The following is a 23,055-nucleotide window of genomic DNA, read 5'->3' on the forward strand; positions in this document are numbered from 1 at the left end:
GGCCGCCGAAGCCAGTACGTGCTCACAATTATCCAGCACCACCAGGGTCCGCGGCGTCTGCCCCGCCTCATCGGCGCAGGTCAATTTATCGACCAGTTCATCCCACGTCGGCCGCACGGCGGGATCGGCATCCAGAACCGACCGAGCGACCTCCATTTCTACCGCCCCTGCATCCGCGCCTACGGGCAGTCGCGCCAACCGCACCCAATACACCGAGGTGTGCGCGTCTTCATCGCACCGCCGGGCGATTTCGGCTGCCAATCGCGTCTTTCCGATCCCACCCGGACCGGTCAAGGTGACCAACCGTGCCGAACCCAACAGCAAGGTGGTGATCTTCTTGATTTCCAACTCACGGCCGATGAACATGTCCGAAGCCGCCGGCCGTGTACCGGCCCGTACCCGATACATACCCATGAGCCTAACCTGGCCCTGGCAACCACGCAGCTTCCCGTATCGAGCCGGAGGGGCCGATCTGCCGGGCCGGCTGCGGCGAAGCGAACAGACCCGTGGTCAGGGCACTGTTCTGGTTGTGGTGCCCGGGTAGATTGTTCACCCCATTGTCGGGCGGTTCGAGTCGACTATCCGGAACCGGACTCTTACAGCCCTCGGACCGACCAGCGGGGGTGGGGTCATGCGCATTACCCGCAGCGGTGAGGCGTGCGACCTGGGAGATCTGCTCCGCGCAGCGGCTCGACTCGGTGACTCGTCTGTGGTGGTTGCGCCACCGCAGGATCTCGGGATCTGCACCGCTTGCCCCTGGATCAGGCAGTGCGGCACGGTTGATGATCGACACACGTCAGATATCGTGTCGCTTCCTACCGAGGCCCGCGCTTCACCATGGATCAGTCGTCGGCGTGACAGGCTTCCGGATCGCCTCACCTGGGAAAACAGACTTTAGGTAGGTAGTGCTCGGGGAAAAAGATGTTTTTACCGATTCGGACCCCTATACCAGACGTCAAGAATTGAAGGTGTCGGCGGTTGGAGCCGCCGGTACCGTTCCGAAGAATTACTCGATCGCGCGGCCGAACACGCAGAGGACGAGCACGGAGCCTTCGGCGCACAACGAAGTGAAGCCGAGATCGAGCAGCGTAGCTCGGAGGTTGTACACGTTTCCGGGGCCGGCAGCCGTGCGACCGGTCACTCAGCACACGTTTCCGGCGTCGACTCGATGGCCGCCCGGAAGCACAAGATCCGCGTCCGAGAAAAGGACACCTGAGGATTCGACGGTCGGACTCGACGTCTGCCGAGCCGCGGCGAACAGGTGCACCATGTTGCCCTGCGATGACCTTTCCATCCGGCTGCCAGGGGTTTCGCCTCCGTGTGGCCACACCATCGAGAACTGGCTCAACCGATGACTACACTACCGATGACTACACTGTTGCCTCTCGCCTATGGCTATCTCCGCGATGACCTACTTCATGACAGCGATGCCGATACGAGTGAAAGCAGGCTCCGAGCCGCTGCCAGCTCCCTCGGATACGAGCTGGGTGCCGTATTCCACGAGCCCGCACCACAGAGCGGAATGCTTCCCCCGGCGTTCGTGGATCTCGTCCAGGAATGCCGTCGAGCCGCAGCTTGCGCGGTGATTACCCTGCCTGGGCACATGTCGAATATGTCTGTGTCCCGAATGGTCCTGCTCGCCGTTCTCGACGTGCGGGCCGATGCCGCGGTGCACGAAGTCGCAGCTTGACCGTTCCGTGGCACTGCCCGGCGTCAACGAAAAGGTGGGTGGGATGCCGGCGTGGCGGGATGCCGTGTGCGGGTCCACGGTGCGGATCCGAGGAGTTCGCCGTCGATGACAGGGAACAGGGCGGTTCTGGTGATCCCAGTGTGCCGGGTCGCCGGATAGTGCCGCCACCGGGGTCATCCAGCCCATAACGGTGAGTGCCGTGGCGGGATCGCTGTCGGCGCTGCGGGCGGGTTCCCGGAAGAACATGCCGAACGGTGGTCTGCTAATTCCGCCGGTGCCCAGGACACCGCGGTCAGCCAGTCGGCGTAGGAGTGCCGTGGGGCCGGCGAATACCGCGCCGGGTACGGCCACCTCGAGCATGCCGCGCCCGACGAATCCGGCGTGTAGGGGTTCGTGGCCGGATCCGCCGCCGGAGACGAGGCCGACCTTGTCCCGCGCCGGGGTGGCCCGGGGGACGATGCCACGCGCGCGGTCGTAGCGGACAAGTGTCGGATTGGTGAGCGCGAGCCCCTCGAATGCCTCCTCGGGTGCGGTCCCGGGCTGGTGAGAATCTGTCGGCGCAGTGGCACGGGGCAGGTGACATCGCGCCGCGCGTCTGCACCGGAGTGGCTCAGCGAGTCGGCGGGAACAGCGGTGGGGGAGTGCCGAGGGGGATGATCCGGGTGCCGGACCAGGGGCACCGGGTGCGGTTGTCACGCGAATGATCGACTATTCGTTCGTCGTCGACCGGTACCAGGGTCCCCGGGCACAGGCCCGGGCAGCCGACGGCGGTGACGGGCCCGACGAGGTTCTCGCGCAGGGCGATTCGTAGTAGCCGGAGGTTGATCCACGGTCCGCGCCCGCACTCGCAGGTCGGTGTGTCGACGACGGTGAGTCCCACCCAGGGACATTCGCCCGGAACGTTGCGCCAGTGGCTCGCTATCCGGCCGTTCGCGACCCGGGTGCCATGAAGGCAGTGCGACTTCTCCGGGCAGTAGTAGAGCCCGGCCGCGGATTTCGGTACGAGCATTCCGGTGTGGATCCAGGGCGCGATGCGGCATCCGCACACCGGTTCGCCGTGCTGTGGCATGTCTTTCTTTCTGCGCTGGTGGTGGTCAGGCGTCGATATCGTCCGGGTACCGCCGGATCGGGTGCCGCGCGATCGCGCCGGGGTGTGGTTCGGTCGGAAGGGCGTCCGGGGCGTGCCCGTCTCGGGGGCACGTGTCATCGAGTCCACGTAGCCCGGTGACGACTCGTTCGAGAACGGCCGGGTCGGCGCATCGAGTGGTCTGCCAGAGCCTCAGCGTCGCGGCCATGGCGCGGTTGGTGGTCCGGATGGGCAGCGGCGGGCGCTGTTCGGGCATCGTCTGACCTCGCAGGTTCGCTGGATTGAACAGGGACGTCTATCTCGGGCCGGAAAGCGGGATATGGTGCACGACCATGGGTTTATCCCCCATAAACCAGACCGGCGTGCGAGCCCGGAATGGTTGAGGGGGTGTAAACATGACCATACGGCCGCTGCGGGTCCGCCGTCAAGACTCTCTAAACTCGGAAGTGTGGATGGCGCCAACGAGTTCGACGAGGTCCGTAGCGATCCGGACCCGGTGCGCCGTGGTCAGCGGGCCACCGAACTGATCACCCTCTATCAGCAGCGAGCCACCGAGCTGGCGAGACTTCGCCGGGAAGCGATCGAAGAAGCTCATCGGTCCGGCCTGAGTTTCACCGAGATCGCGGAACTCCTCGGCGTGACGAAGGGCCGGATCAGTCAGATCCGGACGAACGCTCCGCCGGCCGAACGCGCGTTCTTCGGCGTCGGCCCGGTGGCGGTCGGGATTCCCCGGCCGGCCGAAACCGACGGCGAGCGCGAACATGCGCACTTCGACGTGAGTTTCCAGGCGACCCGGCAGCGAGTGGAAGTCGACCTGGCTCGCCTGTCGATGGCATCCACGCGCTTCGAGGTCGAGCCCGGCGCCGAGGACGTCCCGCCCGGTGACGCCGTGGTGATCTGCGCGCCCGAGGCGGCCCCGGTGGCGCGGCGTCTTCTCGACGCCGACGAAGTGCTGAGTTTCGAGCACATCGACGGCACCTGGTATCTCGTCGACAACTCCTCCGGGCGCCGGTACAGCTCGCCGTTCCGTGCCGACACCGCGAACCGAATCGATATCGGCTACCTCGCCCGGCAGGTGGCCGACGGGCGTGTCATCGTCCATATCGTCGGTGTGACGGGTGTCGGGTCGCTGGGCATCGCGCACTGGCTGGCCGATCACGTTTCCGAGATCTACGAGCGGTCGGCCCGGTTCACCAGCGCGGTGATCGAATGCGACTTCGATGCCGAACTGTCGATCACCGGGAGCCGGATCGTGGCGGGGCCCTTCACCTCCCGGGAATGAGCCGAGGAGCCCCGCCGAGTGGGCCGGACCTCCGCGGGTGGTCAGGACTCGTCCGGCGCGGCGGGTAGGCGGAATACTCGTCGTGCGGTGCCCGCGAGGAAGTCGGCGCGCAACTCCGCGTCCCAGTCCAGGCCCTCCAGGCCGTGCAGGGCCCGGACCGGATCGATCATCGGCCAGTTCGTGCCGAACATGACGCGGCGGCGGCCCAGGGTCCGGGCGTAGTCGAGGAACGCCGCGGGTAGCCGGTCGATCGCGTAGGCGGAGGTGTCGACGTAGAAGTTCGGGAATTTGACCGTGAGCGTCACGACTTCGTCGAGCCACGGGAATCCGACATGGCCACCCACCACCACCAGATCCGGAAAATCGAGCAGGACCCGCTCCAGGTAGGGGATGAGCCGGCCGGTCTCGGAGCTCTTCAACGGTCCGGTGTGCCCGATCTGGGTGCACAGCGGTATGCCCGCTTCGACGCAGGCGGTGTAGACGGGGTAATAGAGCCGATGGTCCGGCGGCAGCTCCCACAGCCAGGGCACGACCCGCACGCCCACGAAGACGTCGCCGGCCAGTTCGCGGATGGTTCGAGCGGCGCCCACCGGATCGCGGAGATCGACGCCGAGCAGGCCGCGGAATCTCGCGGGTGCGTGCTCGACGGCGGCCCGCACCTCGTCATTGGTGATCAGCGGTCCACCGGGCCCGTACCAGGCCGACAGCAGCGCGAGATCCACTCCCGCCGCGTCCATTCGCCCGAGCGTCCGGTCGATACCGGGGGCCATGTCCGCGGCGTCCTTCCCGGTCCAGCGCAACAGGCTGGCCAGCCAGGGCTCGCGGGCCATCCGCGGACCCACCTGCTGGGCCCAGACATCGATCGCACCCATGGGCGGCTCCTTCCGGCGCATATACTTCACTATCAAAGTATTGGGAGGTGGGCAGGATGGGGCTCGGCGAACCCGCCGTGGTCGCCGCGACAGCGCGCCTGCGCGGCGCCGGTCTCGTCGAGCGGCGAGTGAGCGATCAGGATCCCCGAGCCGTCGCCCTGTTCCTCACTGCCCGCGGGACCGAGACGGTCGGCCGGGCGCAGGAGACCTACCGTGTGCTCAACGGTCTCGTGCTCGACGCGCTCGGTATCGACGGCCGGGCGCGGTTCGCCGAACTGCTCGACGCCCTCGATTCGGCTGTCGCGTCGCTGCCGGACCGCCCGGATGCGGAATCACCCGGCCGGGGGTGAGGTCGCCGGTCGCGTCGGCCGGTCCGAAGCCGGTTCGGCGCGCCCGGAACGGGCGAACAGGAAGGTGGCGAGAGCGGCCGGAATGTTCATGAGGAATCCGTACACCGCACCGGGAACCGCCATGGTCTCGTCGCCCAGGACGGTCACCGCGATGGTGATGGCCAGGGCCGCGTTGTGCACGCCGATCTCCATTCCGGCGGCGATGGCATCCGCCCGCTCCACCCCGAACGCGCGCGGGACCGCGTAACCGATGAGCAGGCTGCACACGCACAGCAGCAGGGCGATCGCGCCCAGCTGTCCGACATGCTCGGTGAAGGCGTCGAACTCCGAGACCAGAGCCGTGACGACCACCAGCGCCAGCACCACCGCCGCGGCGATCTTCACTGTGGCGTGCATCCGCAGCGCCCAGTCGGCGAACAGGCGGCGCACCGTAATCCCGAGCACCACCGGCACCAGGACCAGGGCGAAAACCTGGAGAAACTTGTCGGGCCGGAGGCCGATGCCGGTGCCGTCGTCCAGGAACACCGAGTAGGACAGGCCCACCACGATCGGCAGCGTGAAGACGGCGAGCACGGAATTCACCGCGGTCAGTGTGATGTTCAGCGCGACATTGCCGCCGGCGATATGGCTGAACAGATTCGCCGACGTCCCGCCGGGCGAGGCGGCCAGCAGCATCATGCCCACCGCCAGCGCGCCGTCGAGACCGAACAGTCGCACCAGACCGAAGCAGAGGGCGGGCAGCACGATCAGCTGACAGATCAGCGCGATCAGCGCCGCCTTGGGAAAGCGTGCCACCCGGGCGAAGTCGTCGACCGTGAGGGTCAGCCCCAGGCCGAACATGACGATTCCCAGTGCCAGCGGCAAGGCGACCGCGAACACCATCGACCCCATACGTCATCCTTCCGACGGCCGAGTGTCGCCCGGCCTCTGCTGGCCCGTCAAGCGGACCGGAGCCGGCCGGCGCGCGTCCTCAGTGGTGTACCGGGGTCGGCTGTTCCAGTTCGCTCGGGAATACGAAACGCCGGAAGGCCCAGAACCGGAACGCCATCGCGAGCAGCACACCGAGAATCTGGCCGCTGAGGAAATTCGCGGCCGCCTGCACCGCAGGACTCACCTCCGGAACGCGGATGCCCAGGACATACAGCGAGATCGCCTGCGGCACCCGAGTCACGCCGATACCCAGTGCACTGATCCCGAAGAAGAGAGCGGCTTCGTGCCGGCGCTGGCGCCCGCCGCGGGTGCGGAAGGACCACTCGCGGCTGAGGATATAGGACACGATCGTGGCGAAGAGCACTCCGATCGCGCGCGCGGTCAGCGGTTTGTCGCTCAGCACGGTGAACTTCAGCGCGTATACGATTCCGGTGTCGATGAACCAGGTGATCGCGCCGACCACGGCGAACTTCAGCAGTTCACGGTTGCGGACGAGGTGGGAGCGATACGGTTCGGGGACCCGGTCGAGCGTCGTTCGGACTAGGGACACTTCGCCCAATATAGGCGGGGCCGACCGGGATCGGTACGACCGAGGTGATGTGAGCGGGCACGATCACCGCCCGTCACGCCGCGAGGGTGTCTCGTCGTGCGCGGGGTCGCCGGTGGCCTCCGCGACCGCGGCCTCGTAGGCCAGCAGGGTGTCGACGACCACGCGGCGCTGCGCGGAAGTCAAGGGACCCAGGGCCGTGCGCCACGCGTGTGCGCCGGGGGAGAGCCACTGGGAGATGGCGGGTCTGCTCGCGGTGGCGATATCGATGATGCGCCGCCGGCGATCGGCGTCGTCCTCATGGCGGACCAGTACCCCTTTGCGGCTCAGGTCGCTCACGATGAGGCTCACCGTCGTGGCGGCGACGCCGAGCCGGTCGGCCAGTTGCGAGACGGTCTGCGGGCCGTCGAGCAGTAGCAGCGACAGCAGCGAGAGGTGCCTCGGAGCGAGGTCGAAGGACTGTAGTTCCGGCGGCGGGCGCATCCGTTTCGCGCGGCCGACCAGGCGCGGCATCAGCAGCAGCAGTTCCCGGACGGTGTCGTCCGGGGAGTCGGGTGTTGACACCTGACAACCTCCGATTTACCTTTGTTTACAAATATTTTTTGTCTTCTGATTCATCCTAAGGGGCTCCGATGCCGCATCTGACCGTGCATGTCCTGGAACGTGACCTCGCCGGCCGGGAGGCCGGGCTGATCGAAGGGTTGACCGACGCGGTCGTCGAGGTCTACGGCGACTGGGCCCGCGATATCGTGGACGTCCGGTTGATCGGTCTGCCCGTGGGCCGCTGGGCGATCGGCGGTGTGCCGGTGACGAAGTCGTCGCCGAGCGTGACCTTCGGTATCAGGGAAGCCGCGTTCGAGCGGGCGGACGGGCCGGAGATCGTGTCCCGCCTCGTATCCGGAGTGACCGACGCGATCGTGTCGGTGTTCGGTGCCGAGGTCCGGTCCGGGGTGATTGTCGAATTCGTGGGCACGCCGGCCGGTCGTACCGGGGTCGGCGGTGTCCTCGCGGCGCATTAGCCGCGGCCGCGTCGCGGTTCGGTGGATCCCGGCGGCACGGGAATTCGACCGGCCGTCGACGCCGCGCTCCCGTCTTCGCGAAGGTCGGCGGATCAGCTCTGTCCGCCGAGGACCTCGCCGATCGGCATCGGCGGTAGCGCGCGGACCAGGGTTATCACCGTGTTGCAGTAGGCGGTGCGCAGCGGCTCCCACTGGTTGGTGTTGCAGACGTAGCCGCCCGTCTTGTCGTAGTGCGAGGAGTGCCCCTTGTACGACCAGGTGAGGCCGTCCTCGGAGGGGCTCCACGGGCACTGGTTCGGCTGCAGGCCGGTGCACGGGCCCTCTACTCCCCATGGTCCGACCGGATAGGCCATGGCCTGCGGGGCGCCGGCGAAGGTGAGGGCCGCGACCGCTGCCGCGCCGGTGAACAGGTATCGGACGGTCGATTTCACAGCGCTCTCCTCCGGTATGCGGGCTCGGAAGCCATTGCCTTCCCTATCGCCGTGCGCGCGTTCGCGTTAGCCCGCTACGCGAAAGTGTGTACCCTCGGCCGTCTTTCGGGCCTGTGGTGACGGTTCTCCGTATCGGCGGGCGCCGGCCGGGTGGGCCGGCCGGATCGACCGCTTCCACCGGGTTTCGGCCGTGCGTGTGTAGCGCTGGCGAATTGATAAACATGTGCCTATTGTAGGCGCATGTTTATTTATAACGCGTTCGTGCACCCGGGCACCGTGCGAGCCGGCTCATGACCGCCACGCCGCCGTTCTCCGAGGGCACAGTGCTCATGCCGTGGAAACCGGGCCCCAGCGTGGACCCCGCGGGGACGGTGTTCGTCAGCGTGACCGATTTCCTGGCGACCTCGGAGAAGGATGTCCAGCAGATCTACCGGGAGGGGCTCGAATTGGGCGAGACCTGGCCGGTGCTGCAGGGCGCGGTCGGGGTGTGGCTGTGGGGCCGGCCGGCGCAGCTGCGCGGCGGTTCCATCTCGGTATGGGACAGCGAGCGGGATATGCGGCGTTTCGTGCGGTGGCCGGTCCACGCCCGGATCATGCGGGCCTGGCGTGGCCGGGTCCGGGTCGTCACCGACTCGTGGCAGGCCGGCCGTTTCGATATCGAGGGCGTCTGGGCGCGCGCCGGGCGGACCATCGACGGCCCGCACCGCCGCGCCCGGCGCGGGGACGCGTCCGCGTCACCCGGCGAAGATCGGCGGTGACGGCGGGAATTTCACCGGTAGCGCGGTGAGTGACCGGTGAAAGGGACCCGGGCGCCAGGCGGGCCCCTCGGGTGCGTCCAGTTCGAGTTCGGGAAGCGCGTCCAGCAGCAGGTCGATGGCGTCCTGGGCCACCAGGTAGGCCGGGGTCTGCGCGGGGCAGGTCCGTTGTCCGAGGCCCCAGGAGAGGTGGGAGCGGTTGCCGCGGTGGTCGTCGGCGCGGATGGAGGGGTCGTGGTTGCAGGCGGCGATGCTGATGACGACGGGTTGGTGGGCGGGCAGCCAGACGTCGTCGATGAGGATCGGCTGGCGTGGGTAGGTGATGAGGAAGTTGGCCATGGGCGGGTTGTCGAACAGTGCTTCGTCGAGCGCGTCGCGGGTGCAGAGGCTGCCGCCCAGCACATTTCCGCCGAAACGTTCCTCGGTGAGGATGAGCAGCAGGGCGTTCGCCACAAGGTTCTGCTGCAGTTCGATCACCGCGCCGTACAGGCCCGCCAGCTGATGGACCATTTCGTCCTCGGTCAGCTCGGCCGGGTGCTGCAGTAGTCGCGTGGTGACATCGTCACCGGGTTCGGTGCGTTTGAGTGCGACCAGTTCGGCCAGTGCCGCATTGATCATCTGGTTGCCGGCCCCGGCGTCGATTCCTTCGAACATGGCGGCCATACCGGCGGCGACCTGCTGTCCGATCTCGGGTGGGCAGCCGAGCAGCGTATTGCAGACCCCGAAGGCCAGCGGGAAGGTGTACTGCATCAGCAGGTCGGCCCGGCCGGTCTGGCAGAAGGAGTTGATCAGGGGGGTCGCGATCTGCTCTACCGACGCACGGAGTCCGTGCAGATCCACCTCGGCCAGCGCGGCCACATTCGCCGAGCGGTAACGCTGCTGATCGATTCCGGTGCTCCGGGCCGGGACCGGCCGCCATTCCATGATCGGCAGTACGGGGCAGTCGGCGGGCATGCTCTGCTGCCAGGTCCGGGGGTCGGCGGGGAAGTGTTCGTGGTCGTTGAGAATGTCTACGGCGGTGCGATGGTCGATGACCAGCGTCGCGGGGACATCGGGCGCGAGATCCACCGGCACCATCGAGCGGTGTTCGCGGCGCATCTGCTGGAACACTCGGTGGGGATTCTCGGCGAATTCGGTCGAGTAGAGGGGAATGCGCGGGCCACCGTCGGCGAAGGGAGAGCCGTGAACGGTGCGGGGTTGGGTATCGGGCTGTGAGGTGCTCAAAGTGACTCCGTAGTTCTCGCAGTGGTAGACGACAGGCCCGGGCGCGATCCTGTCGTTCCGGCCCGCGGGCACGATACGTGACCGGACCACCGAATATGTTGCGGTCGATTCTGTTTGCGCATGTGCGACGTCGCGCCGTGCGGTGCTGCCCGCGGGGTTACCGGGCCGCGCCCGGTCGTACCGATTCCGCGCGGTCGATGCCGGCGGGGGCTCGCCGGTTCGCTCGCTCGGCCGGCGCGGACATCAGCGGAATGTGAACGGCGGCGACGGCGGGAATTTCACCGGAAGTGACGTCAGGGAACGGTGGAACGGGCCGGGCCGCCAGGCGGGACCCTCGGGTGGCAGGTCGATCTCGAGTTCCGGGAGCGCGTCCAGCAGCTGGTCGATGGCGTCCTGGGCCACCAGGTAGGCCAGTGTCTGTGCCGGGCAGGTCCGTTGTCCGAGGCCCCAGGAGAGGTGGGAACGGTTGCCGCGGTGGTCGTCGGCGCGGATGGAGGGGTCGTGGTTGCAGGCGGCGATGCTGATGACGACGGGTTGGTGGGCGGGCAGCCAGACGTCGTCGATGAGGATCGGCTGGCGTGGGTAGGTGATGAGGAAGTTGGCCATGGGCGGGTTGTCGAACAGCACCTCGTCCAGGGCGTCGCGGGTGGAGAGGCTGCCGCCGAGCACGTTGCCGCCGAAGCGTTCGTCGGTGAGGATGAGCAGCAAAGTATTCGCGATGAGGTTCTGCTGTAGTTCGATGCCCCCGCCGTAATGGCTTGTCACCTGGTGGATCACCTCCACCTCGTCCAATTCGGCGGGATGGCCGAGCAGCAGCGAGGTGACATCGTTGCCCGGCTCGGCGCGTTTGAGTGCCACCAGTTCGGCCAGGGCCGCGCCGATGATCCGGTTGCCCTCGTCGGCGTCCACACCCTCGAACATCGCGGCCATACCGGCCGCGACTCGCCGGCCGATCTCGGGCGGGCAGCCGAGCAGCGTGTTGCAGACCTCGAAGGCCAGCGGGAAGGCGTACTGCATCAGCAGATCGGCCCGTCCGGTCTGGCAGAAGGCGCTGATCAGCGGTACCGCGATCTCCTCGACCGCGGCGCGGATGGCGTGCAGATCGATCTCGGCCAACGCCGTGACATTCGCCTCCCGGTAACGCTGCTGATCGATACCGGTGCTGCGCGCCGCGATCGGCCGCCATTCCATGATCGGCAGTACGGGGCAGTCGGCGGGCATGCGCTGCTGCCAGGCGCGCGGGTCGGCGGGGAAGTGCTCGTGGTCGTTGAGGATGCGGACCGCGCTCTGGTGATCGATCACCAGGGTCGCGGGGACATCGGGAGCCAGATCCACCGGCACCATCGCCCGATGTTCCCGGCGCATCTGCCGGAACACCCGGTGGGGGTCCTCGGCGAATTCGGGTGCGTAGAGCGGGACGCGGGGTCCGCCGTCGGCGAAGGGTGAGCCGTGGGCGGCGCGGGGTGGGGTACGGGTATCGGGCGGTGGCGTGCTCAAGGGTGACTCCAGACTGATCGCGATATGCCGAGACCCTCCGAGCGGTCGGCCCGTCCTCTCGGCACGATGTAGCACCCTACTGGAGGCGAACACCAATTACTCTGCGACGCATTGTGTTTGATGACCGCTGCGGCAGGGTGACGCGGGCTGCCGGGGGATGGCCCGGAGCGCGCGTGGCGCTGATTGCGGCCTGGGCGTGTATGCGTCGACCGGTGGTCCCGGAGAACTGTACGGTCGTTGTCCCTTGTCCGCCATGCGAGCACGCGGCCGCGCTGTGGACGGAGTCCTCCGGGCCTTACGGGCGCAGCCCGCCGAGCACTATGGTCAGGAGTCTGCGCCAGTCACCGGCCCCCGTGCGGATGGTCGCCGACAGGGCGCCCACGATCATGTAGACGTCGGCCACGGTGCAGTCGGCGCGCACGACGCCGGCGGCCCGGTCCAGTGCGATGATCTCACCGAGCACGGCTTCCAGACCGGCGCGGGCCTCGCCCCGGGGCTCGCTGCCCGCCGAACGCCGAGTGGATTCGACGGCGGCGGACAGGCCGCGGTCGGCCGCCAGGATCTCCCCGACGTGATGCAGATAACGGGCCAGCGCGCTGCCCGGTGTCGCGTCGGACAGGCAGTCGCGGGCGAAACTCTCGATCTCGGCGAACCGTTGTGCGGCAGCCGCTTCGACCAGAGCGCCGTGGGTGGGGAAGTGGCGGTAGACGGTGCCGATGCCGACGCCGGCCGCACGCGCGATTTCGGGAAGCTGGACGCCGCCTCCGTGTTCGGCGAACAGGGTGCGTGCGGTGGCGAGTATGCGATCCCGGTTGCGTGCGGCATCGGCGCGCGGGGTCCGCCGGGTGGGTCTTGACAACCTGGTTCCTCTCGTGCAGAACTTAAACGGAATCTGAATCCGGTTCCGATTATAGCTCGTCGAGAGGTGGGAGTCCATGTCGGAGGAACGTTTTCGAGTGCTGGGGCCGGGCGAGGTGCGCCCGGGCCGGGTGCCGCTGCCGCCGGCTTTCGCGGTGAAAGCGCTGACCGGTGATACCGAAGGAAGGTTCTCGCTGCTCGAGGTGACCCTCGCGCGCGATATCCCCCGGCACACCCATCACGTCGCCGACGAATGTCTCTACGTGCTGGACGGGGAACTCGGCGTCGACTTCGCCGACCGATCGCTCACCGTGACCGCGGGCATGTTCGTCCTGCTACCGCACGGGGTCCCGCACGCGTTGCGCGCGGCCTCCGTCCCGCCGCCCCGATTGCTGCAGATCTCCTCGCCCGGCGGCTGGGAGTGCTATCTGGAGGATCTCTTCGAAGCGGGACCCGCGGTGCTCACCGACGGTGCGCTGGACCCCGTGAAGATCAATCCGATCGCGGCCCGCTACGACATCCGGTACGAGGAATCCGCCTAGGCCGTGGGTTTCGGCAGTGGGCGTCACGGTTCGGTGCGTGGTGGGCGGGGCACCCGACCGGTCAGGCGCCATTGCCGCCCGGCGCGGTTCACACGCAGCCGCTCGATCGCGTGTGTCGCGATGTCCGGGGCCGGCCGCGTCGGGCGCGGGGCCGCTCGGCCGGTTCCGGGATCGCTGCGCGGTGGATCGGGGAACCGGGGTTTGCGGCGCACGGCCGCCGGGGCAGACAATAGGACGAGCTCGGCATGTGGCCGAGTCGGCGAAATGACTGATGGGCGGCCGCGAAGTTGTCCCGGAGGGCGCGACCTGCCGTGAGCGGTTCCAGGTTCCGATCGACCCCGAGGAGCAGACGATGACGCAGTTCGCGCCCGACCTCAAAGGCAAGCACAGAGCGATGTGGGCCTCCGGCGACTACCCCCGGGTGGCCGCCGATGTGATTCCGGGACTCGGCAGGAGGCTGGTCGCCGCCTGCGGTATCGGGCCCGGGCAGCGGGTACTGGATATCGCCGCCGGCGCCGGGAACGCCGCGATACCGGCGGCCGCGGCGGGCGCCGAGGTCGTCGCCAGCGACCTCACTCCCGAACTCTTCGAGGCCGGCCGCCGCAATGCCGCCGCCGCGGGAGTCGAGCTCACCTGGGAGCAGGCCGATGCCGAAGCCCTGCCCTACGAGTCCGGAGCCTTCGACGCCGTGCTCTCCTGTGTCGGGGTGATGTTCGCGCCGTCCCATCGGACCGCCGCCGACGAACTGGTCCGGGTCACCCGGACGCGCGGGAACATCGGCCTGATCAACTGGACGCCGGAAGGGTTCATCGGCCGGATGTTCGCCGTCATGAAGCCGTACGCCCCCACCCCGCCACCCGGGGCGCAGCCGCCGCCGCTGTGGGGCGACGAAGCGCATGTCACGGAACTGCTCGGGGACCGGGTGACCGATCTCCGGCTGCGCCGGGAAAACGCTGTCGTCGACTGTTTCGCCGACGGCACCGCCTTCCGTGACTTCTTCAAGGTCAACTACGGCCCCCTGGTCACCGTGTACAGATCGCTCGCCGACGAGCCGGACCGGGCCGCGCGACTGGACCGGGAACTGGCCGAACTCGGCGCCGCGCACGATCTGGGCAACGGCCGGATGGAGTGGGAGTATCTGCTGGTGACCGCGCATCGGGCCTGACCACGTGCCGGTCGGCTGAGGAACGGGACTTTCCGGACCCTGCCCCGGGTTGTAACCGGGGCAGGAAAACAGGACTGAGGAGGAAGCGTGACCGAAACGCGCAAGGCGATCCTGGCCGGCGGGTGCTTCTGGGGAATGCAGGAGCTCATCCGCAAGCAGCCGGGGGTCGTATCGACGCGCGTCGGCTACACCGGCGGGCGCAACGATCACCCCACATACCGCAACCATCCGGGTCACGCGGAGGCCGTGGAGATCGTCTACGACCCGGACCGGACCGACTACCGGGCGTTGCTGGAGTTCTTCTTCCAGATCCACGATCCGACCACCAGGGATCGTCAGGGCAACGATATCGGCAGCAGCTATCGCTCCGAGATCTTCTACGTCGACGACGAGCAGAAGCGGGAGGCGCTGGCCACCATCGCCGATGTCGAGGATTCGGGACTGTGGCCGGGCAAGGTCGTCACCGAGGTGTCGCCCGCCCCGGAATTCTGGGAGGCCGAACCCGAGCACCAGGACTATCTGCAGCACTTCCCGAACGGCTACACCTGCCACTTCCCGCGGCCCGGCTGGAAGCTGCCGCGTCGGCAGAGCACCGCGTAGTAGATACCGGCCGCCGGAGCGGCCGGGGTCGATGCCCCGCGCCGCTTCGGTTCGCGGCCCGGCCGCGGTGATGAGTAGTGTCGGGCGGGTGAGTGGTTGGGCGCGCCGTAGGTTCCAGAGGATCGGACGATTCGATCGCGCCGTGGGCGGCGCGGTGGCGGAACTGCCCGCTTCCCGGCTGGACGCGGGATTGCTACGACTGACCGGCAGCGCCGATCACAGTGTTCTGTGGATGGCCGGTGCGGGGCTGCTGGCCGTGCGCCAGGGGGCCACGCGACGGGCGGCATTGCGCGGGGTGGTCTCGGTGGCCGGCGCCAGCTTCGTGGCCAATCTCGTGCTCAAGCCGCTGTTCGCCCGGCGGCGCCCGGCCGCGGAACTGATGCCGGAGTGCCGGCGGCTCTCCCCGGCCCCGTCCTCCTCGTCGTTTCCCTCCGGGCACAGCGCCAGCGCCGCGGCCTTCGCGACGGCGGTCGCGATGGAGAGCCCGCGCACCGCGCTGGCCGTGGCGCCGTTGGCCGCGGCGGTCGCCTACTCCCGGGTCCACACGGGAGTGCACTGGGGTTCGGATGTTCTCGTCGGCGCCGCCGTGGGTTCGGGGATCGCGCTGGCCACCCGGCGCTGGTGGCCGGTGCGCGAATCCGACGAGGCGCGGGCCCGGCTGGTCCGCGAGGCGCCGGTGCTCGCCGAGGGCAAAGGGCTCGTCGTCATGGTGAACCCCGTCTCCGGTGACGCCGACTACGACCCCACCGACGATATCGCCGCGGCCCTGCCCGCGGCGGCCGTCTTGCGCACCCGTCCCGAGGTCGACTGCGCCGAACTCCTCGAGCAGGCCATCGCGGCGCAGCCGGAGCCGGTCGCGGCCGTCGGGGTGGCCGGTGGTGACGGGACCGTCGCCGCGGTGGCCGCCGTCGCTCTGCGCCGCGGCCTGCCGCTGGTGGTGATCCCGACCGGCACGCTCAATCATTTCGCCCGTGACCTCGGTGTCTACGATCTGCTCGAGGTCGTCGACGCGACCGGTGTCGGGGAGGCCGTCGCGGTCGATATCGCCGGCGTCCAGTACGGTGACGCGACCGAGATGCGGACCCGGCATCTGATCAACACCTTCAGTCTCGGCTCCTACCCGGATCTGGTCCGGTTGCGCGAGAAATGGCAGTCGCGGTGGGGCAAGTGGCCCGCGTTCGCGGCGGCACTCGTGGTCACGCTGCGCCGGGCCGAACCGATCGAGATCTACCTCGACGACCACTGGCAGCGGGTGTGGTTCCTCTTCGTCGGCAACGGGCCCTACCATCCGCACGGCGCCGTACCGGCGTTCCGGGACCGGCTCGATTCCGGACTGCTCGATGTGCGCTGGTTGCGCGCCGATCTGCGCTGGTCGCGCACCCGTGCGGTGGTGGCGCTGCTGCTGGCCGCCATCGGGCACAGCCGGGTCTACGGGGAGCGGCAACTGTCGGAGCTGTTCGTCTACCTGCCCCGGCCCGAATCGCTCGCGGCCGACGGTGAGGTGTTCGGCAGTGCCACCCATCTGCGCTTCTCGGTGGCGGGTCAGCTCACGGTGTACCGGCGCGACGAGTCGAATCCGCTGTGGGTCAACCGCAGCCGTCCGCACCATCGCCGGGCTCCGTGGCTGCCCGACGTGTTCCGTTTCCGCTGAGAGGGATCGACACCGCGGCTTTCGCTCGGAACCGCGGTCCGGCACGACCTACGACGGTCGCCTGGATTCTCCGGCCACCTCGCTGCCGGAAACCGGTGGGGAGCGCGGCACAGGCGCCGGGGTCAGCCGGAATCGGGTGAGCCGTCGCCGTCCGCCCGTGTCAGCGACCGTTCCGGAAGCCGCCGGGTGCCGAGCAGCGCGGCGACGGCCAGCAGCTCGGTCGCCGCGAATGCCGTGTGCAGCGCGTCCAGGCGGGCCGCGGTATTCACCGCGACGATCGAGTCGGTTGTGGGTTCGTCCACCCCCGCGGCGGTGAGCGCGTCGCGCAACTGGGTATCGGACAGGAACGGCACACCGGCGGCCAGCTCGGTGGTGGCCTGCTGCTGGACGGAGGCGGGCACGGCGGGATCGTTCTCGACCCCATCGATGACCGACGAGGTCAGGGTGGCGATGAGGATGGAGCCGATCAGCGCGGTGCCCAGCGACGCGCCGAGGTAGGTGGCGGTGTTCTGCAACCCGCCGACCTCGGCACTGCGCGACTCGGGTACCGCGGAGACGGTCACCGCGCCCAATTGTGACGCCAGCGCACCCAGACCCGCGCCCATCAACAGCATCGGGATCGCGACCACGCGCGCGTCGGCCCCGGGGTCCATCCCGCCCGCCAGCAGCAGGATCCCTACGGTCATGGACAGCAGGCCCAGACGGACCACGCGCCGCGCGCCCGCGCGCGGCAGGAATTTCGGGATGCCGACGGCCGTCACGATCAAGGCGACCGACAGCGGCAGTAAGCGGGCGCCGGTCCCCAGCGCGCTGAGCTGGAGGACCACCGAGAGGAACAGCGGGACGGTGAAGAACACCCCGGCCTGCACCGCGAACTGGGCGAAGAACATCCCCAGTCCGCCGGTGAGCTGCCGGTTGCCCAGCAGTTCGGGGTCGAAGAGCGGTTCCCGCCCCGTGCGTACACAGAAGGCGAGCCGCTCACGGAGCAGATAGAGGACGAGTAGTCCGCCGAGTAGCAGCCAGATCACCGGGGACAGGCCGAACACGGCCGGGGCCCCCGGCCGCTCCTGTATCCAGCCCCATTCGCTCGAGCGGAGGACGCCGTACACGATCATGGCCAGGCCGCATACCGACAGCGCCGAGCCGAGGTAGTCGAGGCGGGCCTGTTCGCCGGAGGTGTCGTTCATCTTGCGCAACAGCAGCAGGATCAGCACGACCACGACCACCTCGCCGAAGAAGACGAGCCGCCAGGAGGCGTAGGTCGTCACCGCGCCGCCCAGCAGCGGCCCCACCGCGATCGCCGCGGCGGCCGCGGCCGCGACCAGGCCGTAGGCCGCCGTCCGGCGTTCGGCCGGGATGTTCGCGGCCACCAGGGCCACGATCGCCGGCATGATCAGGGCCGCGCCGATTCCCTCGAGCAGCGACCAGCCCACGAGCAGAATGCCCAGATTCGGCGCGAGCCCGGTGACGAACGAACCCAGGCCGTAGACGACCAGGCCGATGCCGAACACGCGCCGTCGGCCGACGATCGCGCCGACCTTCCCGCCGGTGATCATCAGCGACGCCATCACCAGGGTGTAGAGGGTGATGGCGGTCTGGATACCGGTGATGCTCGTATCGAGGTCCTGCGCCACGGTCGCCATGGATACGTTCATCACCGAACTGTCGAGAGCCATGAGGAACTGGCCCGCGCACAGCACCGCCAGCACCACCCCGGAACCGGATCGTGCCGCCGGTGCCTCGGGTCGCCCGGTACTCATAGGAGGGCGCCGGCTGCTACTGCGACGAGTTGAAGTCGATCATCCACGGAATCGAGAACTTGTCGGTGAGCATGCCGAACAGTTCGGTCCACTCCGTCTCGGCGAGATGCATATCCACCGACCCGCCCTCGCTCAGCGCACCGAACACCCGCTCCGCCTCGTCGCGGTCGCCCACCTCGAGGCATACCGTGAAGTTCGGCCGTTGCGGAACCTCGACGGTCTGCCCGGGCGGGCAGTCCGAGCCCATCAGCACCTGGCCGGTCCCGGCCAGCGGCAGCGCCGTATGCGCCACCAGGCTCTTCGCTTCGTCCGGCAGGTTCGCGCCCTCGCCCATATCGCCGAACCGGATGAGCTGGAGTTCGCCACCGAACACCGACTGGTAGAAGGTGAACGCCTCTTCGGCGTTGCCGTTGAACATGAGATACGCGTTGACGGATTTCACGGGTCTCCTCCTCTGGTGATGCGGATGTGCGAATGGGTGACCAGGGGGAACGTGTCACGATCCGGGGATGCCGGGAAGGCGGCCGGCGCGCGGACCGATCCGCCGAGCGTAGCCCGCGCGGTCCGGCGCCGGGGCAGATCCCGCCCAGACACGGGGGTGGTTCCGGCACCGGCGATCGCCCGCGGGAATACCCCGCAATCCGGCGGGAGTGGGCACCCGACCCGCCGGGGCGGCCCGCCGTGCGCCGCGACAGTCGTTCGCCGGGCGATACTCGGGGTCGCTGCCCGTCCGGGCGGCGCCACGTCCGGTCCGAATGCTGGTGGAGGTCTCCATGGCATTGACCCATCCGTCTCATCCCGGCGGCCCCGGCCGGGACGATATCTCGGTGAATCCGGTGTTCACCCGGGAACCGCTCGAGGTGCCCCGGAACCGGTTGCCGGCCCGCGAGTTGGACGCCGAAACCGCGTACCAGATCGTGCACGACGAACTGCTGCTCGACGGCAACGCCCGGCTCAACCTGGCGACCTTCGTCACCACGTGGATGGAGCCCGCGGCACAGGTGCTGATGAGTGAATGCTTCGACAAGAACATGATCGACAAGGACGAGTACCCGCGCACCGCCGAACTGGAGCAGCGGTGTGTGCGGATCCTGGCCGATCTGTGGCACACCGCCGACCCCGACCATGCCGTCGGGTGTTCGACCACCGGCTCCAGCGAGGCGTGCATGCTGGCCGGACTCGCCATGAAGCGCCGGTGGCAGCTGCGGCGCCGGGCCGCCGGGCAGTCGACCGAGCGGCCCAACCTGGTGATGGGGATCAATGTGCAGGTGTGCTGGGAGAAGTTCGCCGAGTACTGGGACGTCGAGCCGCGGGTGGTGCCGATGTCGGGGGAGCGGTTCCACCTGACCGCGGAGGAAGCGGCGGCACGCTGCGACGAGAACACGATCGGTGTGGTGGCGATCCTCGGGTCCACTTTCGACGGCAGCTACGAACCGGTCGCCGAGATCTGCGCGGCGCTGGACCGGGTGCAGGCCGAGCACGGCTGGGATATCCCGGTACATGTGGACGGCGCGTCGGGCGCCATGATCGCGCCGTTCTGCGATCCCGAACTGGAATGGGATTTCCGGCAGCCCCGGGTCGCCTCGATCAACACCTCGGGCCACAAATACGGGCTGATCTATCCGGGGGTGGGCTGGGTGCTGTGGCGCGACGCCGACGCGCTACCGGACGCGCTGGTCTTCCGGGTGAACTACCTCGGTGGGGAGATGCCGACCTTCGCGCTCAACTTCTCCCGGCCCGGCGCGCAGGTGGTGGCCCAGTACTACACCTTCCTGCGGCTCGGGCACCGGGGCTACGCGCGGGTGCAGGGCTACTGCCGGGAGGTCGCGTCCGCGCTGGCCGACCGGATCGCGCGGCTGGGCCCGTTCCGGTTGATCACCGACGGCCGGCAGTTGCCCGTCTTCGCCTTCACCCTGGCCGAGGGGGAGACGGGGTATTCGGTCTTCGATGTCTCCGCGGCGCTGCGTGAACAGGGCTGGCTGGTGCCCGCCTACACCTTTCCGGCCGATCGGGAGGATCTGGCGGTACTGCGCGTGGTGGTCCGCAACGGTTTCAGCCACGACCTGGCGGACCTGCTGATCGAGGCGCTGGAGCGGGCGCTGCCGCGGTTGCGGGCCCAGCGGGCGCCGCAGCGTGGGGCCGAGGCCGCGTCGTTCACGCACGGGGCCGATATCCGGCCGCATCACGCGGGAGTGCGGCCGACGGGGTCGTGACCGAGTGGAACCGGCCGGCACAGTCGCCGTGGCCGGCCGGTTCCGCGGTCTCGGGCCGGGCCTGCCCGAGGTCTATCGACACTTGTTCGATGTGCCGTTGTTCAGGTTTTCAGAAGGCGCTGCCGGTGCCGGGCAGGAAGATCCGCGGGAAGGGCAGGCCGAAGCCGGGGCGGTGGTGGCCGTGATCCCAGCCCCGGTCCCGGTCCCAGCCCCGGTCCCGGTCGCGGTCCCGGTCGTGGCGGTTGCGACCGCGGTTCCAATCGACCGGGTTGTCGTGCCGGCCGTTCCAGCTGTGGTCGTTCCGGCCGTGCCAGCCGCGATCGCCGTAGCCGTGACCATGACGGCCGGGACGGCTCACGTCCTGGACCTGGGAGTCTGCGTTATCGGTGACCACGGGCGCGCCGTTGTCGGCGAGCGCGGGTGCTGCGGTGAGGGCCAGTGGAGCCAGCGCGATCGCGGCGGTGGCCGCGATCCGGACGGCGAGTCGGCGGGTGCGTGCGTTTCGGTGCATGATTCGTCCTCGGTCGTAGCGCCGCCCGGGGGCGGTGGCGGAAGCGGTTGCACTGGGTGAGTGCGGCTTTGCTCTGATGCCTAGACCGTACCGTTAAACAACGGCGCATTCAATATGTGTTCGTTAATTGGTGCTGACGAATCTCGTGAACAGTGGCTTCCGTGACTCGCGCCCTGTCTATGCCCCGGCGATCGGCTTCTCCGGAGCCGTGGACGCGAGCTGATCGAGCCGGAGCACACACCGGGTACGGCTGTAGATGGTCGGCATGCACTCGTTGCAGTGCACACAGGCCGATTCCGTGCTCGCGTCGGAGCCGATGCGGCGCAACAGATCCGGCTCGCGCAACAGGGCCCGGCCCATGGCGACGAAATCGAACCCCTCCGCCATCGCCAGATCCATCGATTCCCGGTCGGTGATACCGCCCAGCAGCACCAGCGGCATGGTCAGTTCCCGGCGGAACTGCCGCGCGCGGTCGAGCAGATACGCCTTCTCGTACGGGTATTCACGCAAGAACGCCTTCCCGACCAGCCGGAAACCCCAGCGGGCCGGCCCCGGCAGCGTTTTCGCGAACTCGCGGCGCGGCGCGGCGCCGTGGAACAGCAACATCGGGTTCAGCAGGGAACTACCCGCCGTCAACTCCAGCGCGTCGAGCGCGCCGTCGGCCTCCAGCCACGCGGCCACCTGCAACGATTCCGGCAGGGTGAGGCCGCCGCGGACCCCATCCTCCATATTCAGTTTCGCGGTGACCGCGATCCGGTCGCCGACCGCCTCGCGCACCCGGCGGGCGATATCGCGGGCCAGCCGGGCTCGGTTCTCCAGCGGGCCGCCGTAGCGGTCCTTGCGCCGGTTCAGCAGCGGGCTCAGGAACGAACTCACCAGGTAGTTGTGCCCGAAATGGATTTCCACGGCATCGAATCCGGATTCGATCGCCAGCAGGGCCGCGTCGGCGTGGGCGGTGACGAGGTCGTGGATCTCGGCCGCGTCGGGCACCTTCATCGGGCTCATCCCGAGGGGGCTGAACATCCGGCTCGGCGCCAGCGCGGGCAGGCGATTGGAGGCCGAATTGGCTACCGGCCCCGCATGGCCGATCTGCGCACTGGCCGCCGCGCCCTCGGCGTGCACGGCGTCGGTGAGCCGACGCAGGCCGGGCACCGCCTCGGGGCGCATGTAGATCTGGTGGCGGTCGGTGCGGCCACCGGGCGCGACCGCGCAGTAGGCGACGGTTGTCATGCCGACGCCGCCCGCCGCGACCTCCCGATGGAATGCGACCAGGTCGTCGGTGACCAGCGCGTCGGGGGTGCGTCCTTCGAAGGTCGCGGCCTTGATCACCCGGTTGCGCAGGGTGAGCGGCCCCAGCGGGGCGGGGGCGAATACATCGGTCACGATATGTCTCCTGTCGGTGCGGTCAGCCCGGCCACGACGAAAGAACGCAGGGTGGCCACGGCCTGTGGGCTCAGCGCCCGGTCCTCGGCGGCGGCGCGGCCGAATCGCATGATGATGAGGTCGAAGGCGAGCATCCAGCGGCGTAGGCTCTCCTGTTCGCCCACCTCGGGCAGCAGGCCGGCCCACGAGTCGATCCGGAACCACTGCTGCTGCCACGGGCCCACCTGCCGGTCGATCACGCATTGCGCGAGCAACCGCAGGTGCAGCCGGCCCAGCGGGTCGGCTGCCAGGTCGGTGAACGGGGTGAGGACCGCGTCGACGAGATCGGCCGCGGGTCCGGCGGCGGCGGCGACCGCGGTGAGGCGGTCGGCCCACAGTGCCCCGAGGCGTTCTTCGAGCAGGGTCGCCACCAGGGCTTCCTTGGATCCGAAGTGATAGTGGACGGCGGCGGGGTTGGCCCCGGCCTCGGTGCAGATGCGGCGTACCGAGACGTCGTCGTAGCGCTCGGTGAGCAGCAGCCGTTCGGCGGCCGTGAGCAGGCGTTCGCGGGTCGCGGCCGAAACTCGCTGGGGCATGCGGCCAGTGAACCACTGCGCCGGACCGTTTTCAATCGTTGATTGAAATACTGTTTGAAAACGCTGGTCGGCGTGCCGGTCGGCAGTCGTTATTCGATCGCAAACGGCTGCGC

Annotated in this window: 26 protein-coding genes; 9 read left to right on the forward strand and 17 right to left on the reverse strand. The window is 68.7% G+C overall.

Annotated elements, in window-relative coordinates:
- From ABZV91_RS06210 to ABZV91_RS06225, 4 genes are all read right to left on the reverse strand, one after another.
- Positions 1-408, reverse strand: a 408-nt coding sequence (locus tag ABZV91_RS06210; RefSeq protein ID WP_355236225.1) for an ATP-binding protein, incomplete at its 3' end; no start/stop codon positions are given.
- A 1,003-nt stretch (positions 409-1,411) separates the two neighbouring features.
- Positions 1,412-2,386, reverse strand: a complete 975-nt coding sequence (locus tag ABZV91_RS06215; RefSeq protein ID WP_355236228.1) for a dihydroxyacetone kinase subunit DhaK — start codon at positions 2,384-2,386, stop codon at positions 1,412-1,414.
- Positions 2,301-2,759, reverse strand: a complete 459-nt coding sequence (locus ABZV91_RS06220) for a hypothetical protein (protein ID WP_355236231.1) — start codon at positions 2,757-2,759, stop codon at positions 2,301-2,303. Before ABZV91_RS06220 ends, ABZV91_RS06215 begins: the two co-directional genes overlap by 86 nt.
- 25 nt (positions 2,760-2,784) lie before the next feature.
- On the reverse strand, positions 2,785-3,033 hold the full coding sequence (locus tag ABZV91_RS06225; RefSeq protein WP_355236233.1) for a hypothetical protein: 249 nt from the start codon (positions 3,031-3,033) through the stop codon (positions 2,785-2,787).
- Positions 3,034-3,225: 192 nt separating this feature from the next.
- Between ABZV91_RS06225 and ABZV91_RS06230 the strand changes: the two genes are divergently transcribed.
- Complete coding sequence (locus ABZV91_RS06230) at positions 3,226-4,059, forward strand: sigma-70 family RNA polymerase sigma factor (RefSeq protein WP_355236236.1); 834 nt, start codon at positions 3,226-3,228, stop codon at positions 4,057-4,059.
- 41 nt (positions 4,060-4,100) lie between these two features.
- Here ABZV91_RS06230 and ABZV91_RS06235 read toward each other — a convergent pair whose 3' ends face one another.
- Entirely contained in the window at positions 4,101-4,931 is an 831-nt protein-coding gene (locus ABZV91_RS06235; protein WP_355236239.1) for an amidohydrolase family protein, read from the reverse strand.
- Between the two features lie 47 nt (positions 4,932-4,978).
- Between ABZV91_RS06235 and ABZV91_RS06240 the strand changes: the two genes are divergently transcribed.
- Positions 4,979-5,281 (forward strand): hypothetical protein, encoded by a 303-nt coding sequence (locus ABZV91_RS06240; protein ID WP_355236242.1) that lies wholly within the window; start codon positions 4,979-4,981, stop codon positions 5,279-5,281.
- On the opposite strand, the gene ABZV91_RS06245 is transcribed toward ABZV91_RS06240, so the two are convergent.
- From ABZV91_RS06245 to ABZV91_RS06255, 3 genes are all read right to left on the reverse strand, one after another.
- On the reverse strand, positions 5,264-6,172 hold the full coding sequence (locus ABZV91_RS06245; RefSeq protein ID WP_355236245.1) for a bile acid:sodium symporter family protein: 909 nt from the start codon (positions 6,170-6,172) through the stop codon (positions 5,264-5,266). The two genes, ABZV91_RS06240 and ABZV91_RS06245, sit on opposite strands and share 18 nt — an antisense overlap.
- Before the next feature lie 79 nt (positions 6,173-6,251).
- Positions 6,252-6,761, reverse strand: coding sequence for a GtrA family protein (locus ABZV91_RS06250; protein ID WP_355236248.1), 510 nt, complete (start codon positions 6,759-6,761; stop codon positions 6,252-6,254).
- A 63-nt stretch (positions 6,762-6,824) separates the two neighbouring features.
- Positions 6,825-7,322 (reverse strand): MarR family winged helix-turn-helix transcriptional regulator, encoded by a 498-nt coding sequence (locus ABZV91_RS06255; protein ID WP_355236251.1) that lies wholly within the window; start codon positions 7,320-7,322, stop codon positions 6,825-6,827.
- Between the two features lie 68 nt (positions 7,323-7,390).
- Between ABZV91_RS06255 and ABZV91_RS06260 the strand changes: the two genes are divergently transcribed.
- Positions 7,391-7,777 (forward strand): hypothetical protein, encoded by a 387-nt coding sequence (locus ABZV91_RS06260; protein WP_355236254.1) that lies wholly within the window; start codon positions 7,391-7,393, stop codon positions 7,775-7,777.
- Between the two features lie 92 nt (positions 7,778-7,869).
- Here ABZV91_RS06260 and ABZV91_RS06265 read toward each other — a convergent pair whose 3' ends face one another.
- Complete coding sequence (locus tag ABZV91_RS06265) at positions 7,870-8,208, reverse strand: hypothetical protein (RefSeq protein WP_355236257.1); 339 nt, start codon at positions 8,206-8,208, stop codon at positions 7,870-7,872.
- A 290-nt stretch (positions 8,209-8,498) separates the two neighbouring features.
- Here ABZV91_RS06265 and ABZV91_RS06270 point away from each other — a divergent pair, with 290 nt between their 5' ends.
- Positions 8,499-8,966 carry a hypothetical protein gene (locus ABZV91_RS06270; RefSeq protein ID WP_355236260.1) on the forward strand — a complete coding sequence of 156 codons (468 nt, stop codon included), beginning with the start codon at positions 8,499-8,501 and terminating at the stop codon, positions 8,964-8,966.
- Here ABZV91_RS06270 and ABZV91_RS06275 read toward each other — a convergent pair.
- From ABZV91_RS06275 to ABZV91_RS06285, 3 genes are all read right to left on the reverse strand, one after another.
- The gene (locus ABZV91_RS06275) at positions 8,943-10,187 is read right to left on the reverse strand and encodes a cytochrome P450 (protein ID WP_355236263.1); all 1,245 of its coding nucleotides are present in this window, start codon (positions 10,185-10,187) and stop codon (positions 8,943-8,945) included. The two genes, ABZV91_RS06270 and ABZV91_RS06275, sit on opposite strands and share 24 nt — an antisense overlap.
- A gap of 243 nt (positions 10,188-10,430) precedes the next feature.
- On the reverse strand, positions 10,431-11,684 hold the full coding sequence (locus ABZV91_RS06280) for a cytochrome P450 (RefSeq protein WP_355236266.1): 1,254 nt from the start codon (positions 11,682-11,684) through the stop codon (positions 10,431-10,433).
- 295 nt (positions 11,685-11,979) lie between these two features.
- Positions 11,980-12,543, reverse strand: a complete 564-nt coding sequence (locus tag ABZV91_RS06285) for a helix-turn-helix domain-containing protein (RefSeq protein WP_355236268.1) — start codon at positions 12,541-12,543, stop codon at positions 11,980-11,982.
- 76 nt (positions 12,544-12,619) lie between these two features.
- Here ABZV91_RS06285 and ABZV91_RS06290 point away from each other — a divergent pair, with 76 nt between their 5' ends.
- The 4 genes from ABZV91_RS06290 (at position 12,620) to ABZV91_RS06305 (ending at position 16,500) form a co-directional block, all read left to right on the forward strand.
- Positions 12,620-13,084 carry a cupin domain-containing protein gene (locus ABZV91_RS06290; RefSeq protein WP_355236271.1) on the forward strand — a complete coding sequence of 155 codons (465 nt, stop codon included), beginning with the start codon at positions 12,620-12,622 and terminating at the stop codon, positions 13,082-13,084.
- Between the two features lie 352 nt (positions 13,085-13,436).
- Positions 13,437-14,249, forward strand: a complete 813-nt coding sequence (locus tag ABZV91_RS06295) for a methyltransferase domain-containing protein (protein WP_355236274.1) — start codon at positions 13,437-13,439, stop codon at positions 14,247-14,249.
- Positions 14,250-14,336: 87 nt separating this feature from the next.
- On the forward strand, positions 14,337-14,849 hold the full coding sequence (gene msrA, locus ABZV91_RS06300; protein ID WP_355236277.1) for a peptide-methionine (S)-S-oxide reductase MsrA: 513 nt from the start codon (positions 14,337-14,339) through the stop codon (positions 14,847-14,849).
- Positions 14,850-14,991: 142 nt separating this feature from the next.
- Positions 14,992-16,500, forward strand: a complete 1,509-nt coding sequence (locus ABZV91_RS06305; protein WP_355236280.1) for a phosphatase PAP2 family protein — start codon at positions 14,992-14,994, stop codon at positions 16,498-16,500.
- A 122-nt stretch (positions 16,501-16,622) separates the two neighbouring features.
- Here ABZV91_RS06305 and ABZV91_RS06310 read toward each other — a convergent pair whose 3' ends face one another.
- The gene (locus ABZV91_RS06310) at positions 16,623-18,260 is read right to left on the reverse strand and encodes an MFS transporter (RefSeq protein ID WP_355236283.1); all 1,638 of its coding nucleotides are present in this window, start codon (positions 18,258-18,260) and stop codon (positions 16,623-16,625) included.
- 16 nt (positions 18,261-18,276) lie between these two features.
- Positions 18,277-18,702 carry a VOC family protein gene (locus ABZV91_RS06315; RefSeq protein ID WP_355236286.1) on the reverse strand — a complete coding sequence of 142 codons (426 nt, stop codon included), beginning with the start codon at positions 18,700-18,702 and terminating at the stop codon, positions 18,277-18,279.
- Between the two features lie 331 nt (positions 18,703-19,033).
- On the opposite strand from ABZV91_RS06315, the gene ABZV91_RS06320 reads away from it, so the two are divergent.
- On the forward strand, positions 19,034-20,473 hold the full coding sequence (locus tag ABZV91_RS06320) for a glutamate decarboxylase (RefSeq protein WP_355236289.1): 1,440 nt from the start codon (positions 19,034-19,036) through the stop codon (positions 20,471-20,473).
- A 109-nt stretch (positions 20,474-20,582) separates the two neighbouring features.
- Here the strand turns inward: ABZV91_RS06320 and ABZV91_RS06325 are convergent, their stop codons facing one another.
- The 3 genes from ABZV91_RS06325 to ABZV91_RS06335 form a co-directional block, all read right to left on the reverse strand.
- Positions 20,583-20,984: a hypothetical protein gene (locus ABZV91_RS06325; protein WP_355236292.1), complete on the reverse strand. Its 402-nt coding sequence runs from the start codon at positions 20,982-20,984 to the stop codon at positions 20,583-20,585.
- Positions 20,985-21,161: 177 nt separating this feature from the next.
- Positions 21,162-22,367 (reverse strand): NADH:flavin oxidoreductase, encoded by a 1,206-nt coding sequence (locus tag ABZV91_RS06330; protein WP_355236295.1) that lies wholly within the window; start codon positions 22,365-22,367, stop codon positions 21,162-21,164.
- Positions 22,364-22,942, reverse strand: a complete 579-nt coding sequence (locus ABZV91_RS06335) for a TetR/AcrR family transcriptional regulator (protein WP_355236298.1) — start codon at positions 22,940-22,942, stop codon at positions 22,364-22,366. The genes ABZV91_RS06330 and ABZV91_RS06335 overlap by 4 nt, the downstream gene beginning before the upstream one ends.
- Positions 22,943-23,055: the final 113 nt, after the last annotated feature.

This window comes from Nocardia sp. NPDC004568, from assembly GCF_040609955.1.
Lineage (GTDB): Bacteria > Actinomycetota > Actinomycetes > Mycobacteriales > Mycobacteriaceae > Nocardia.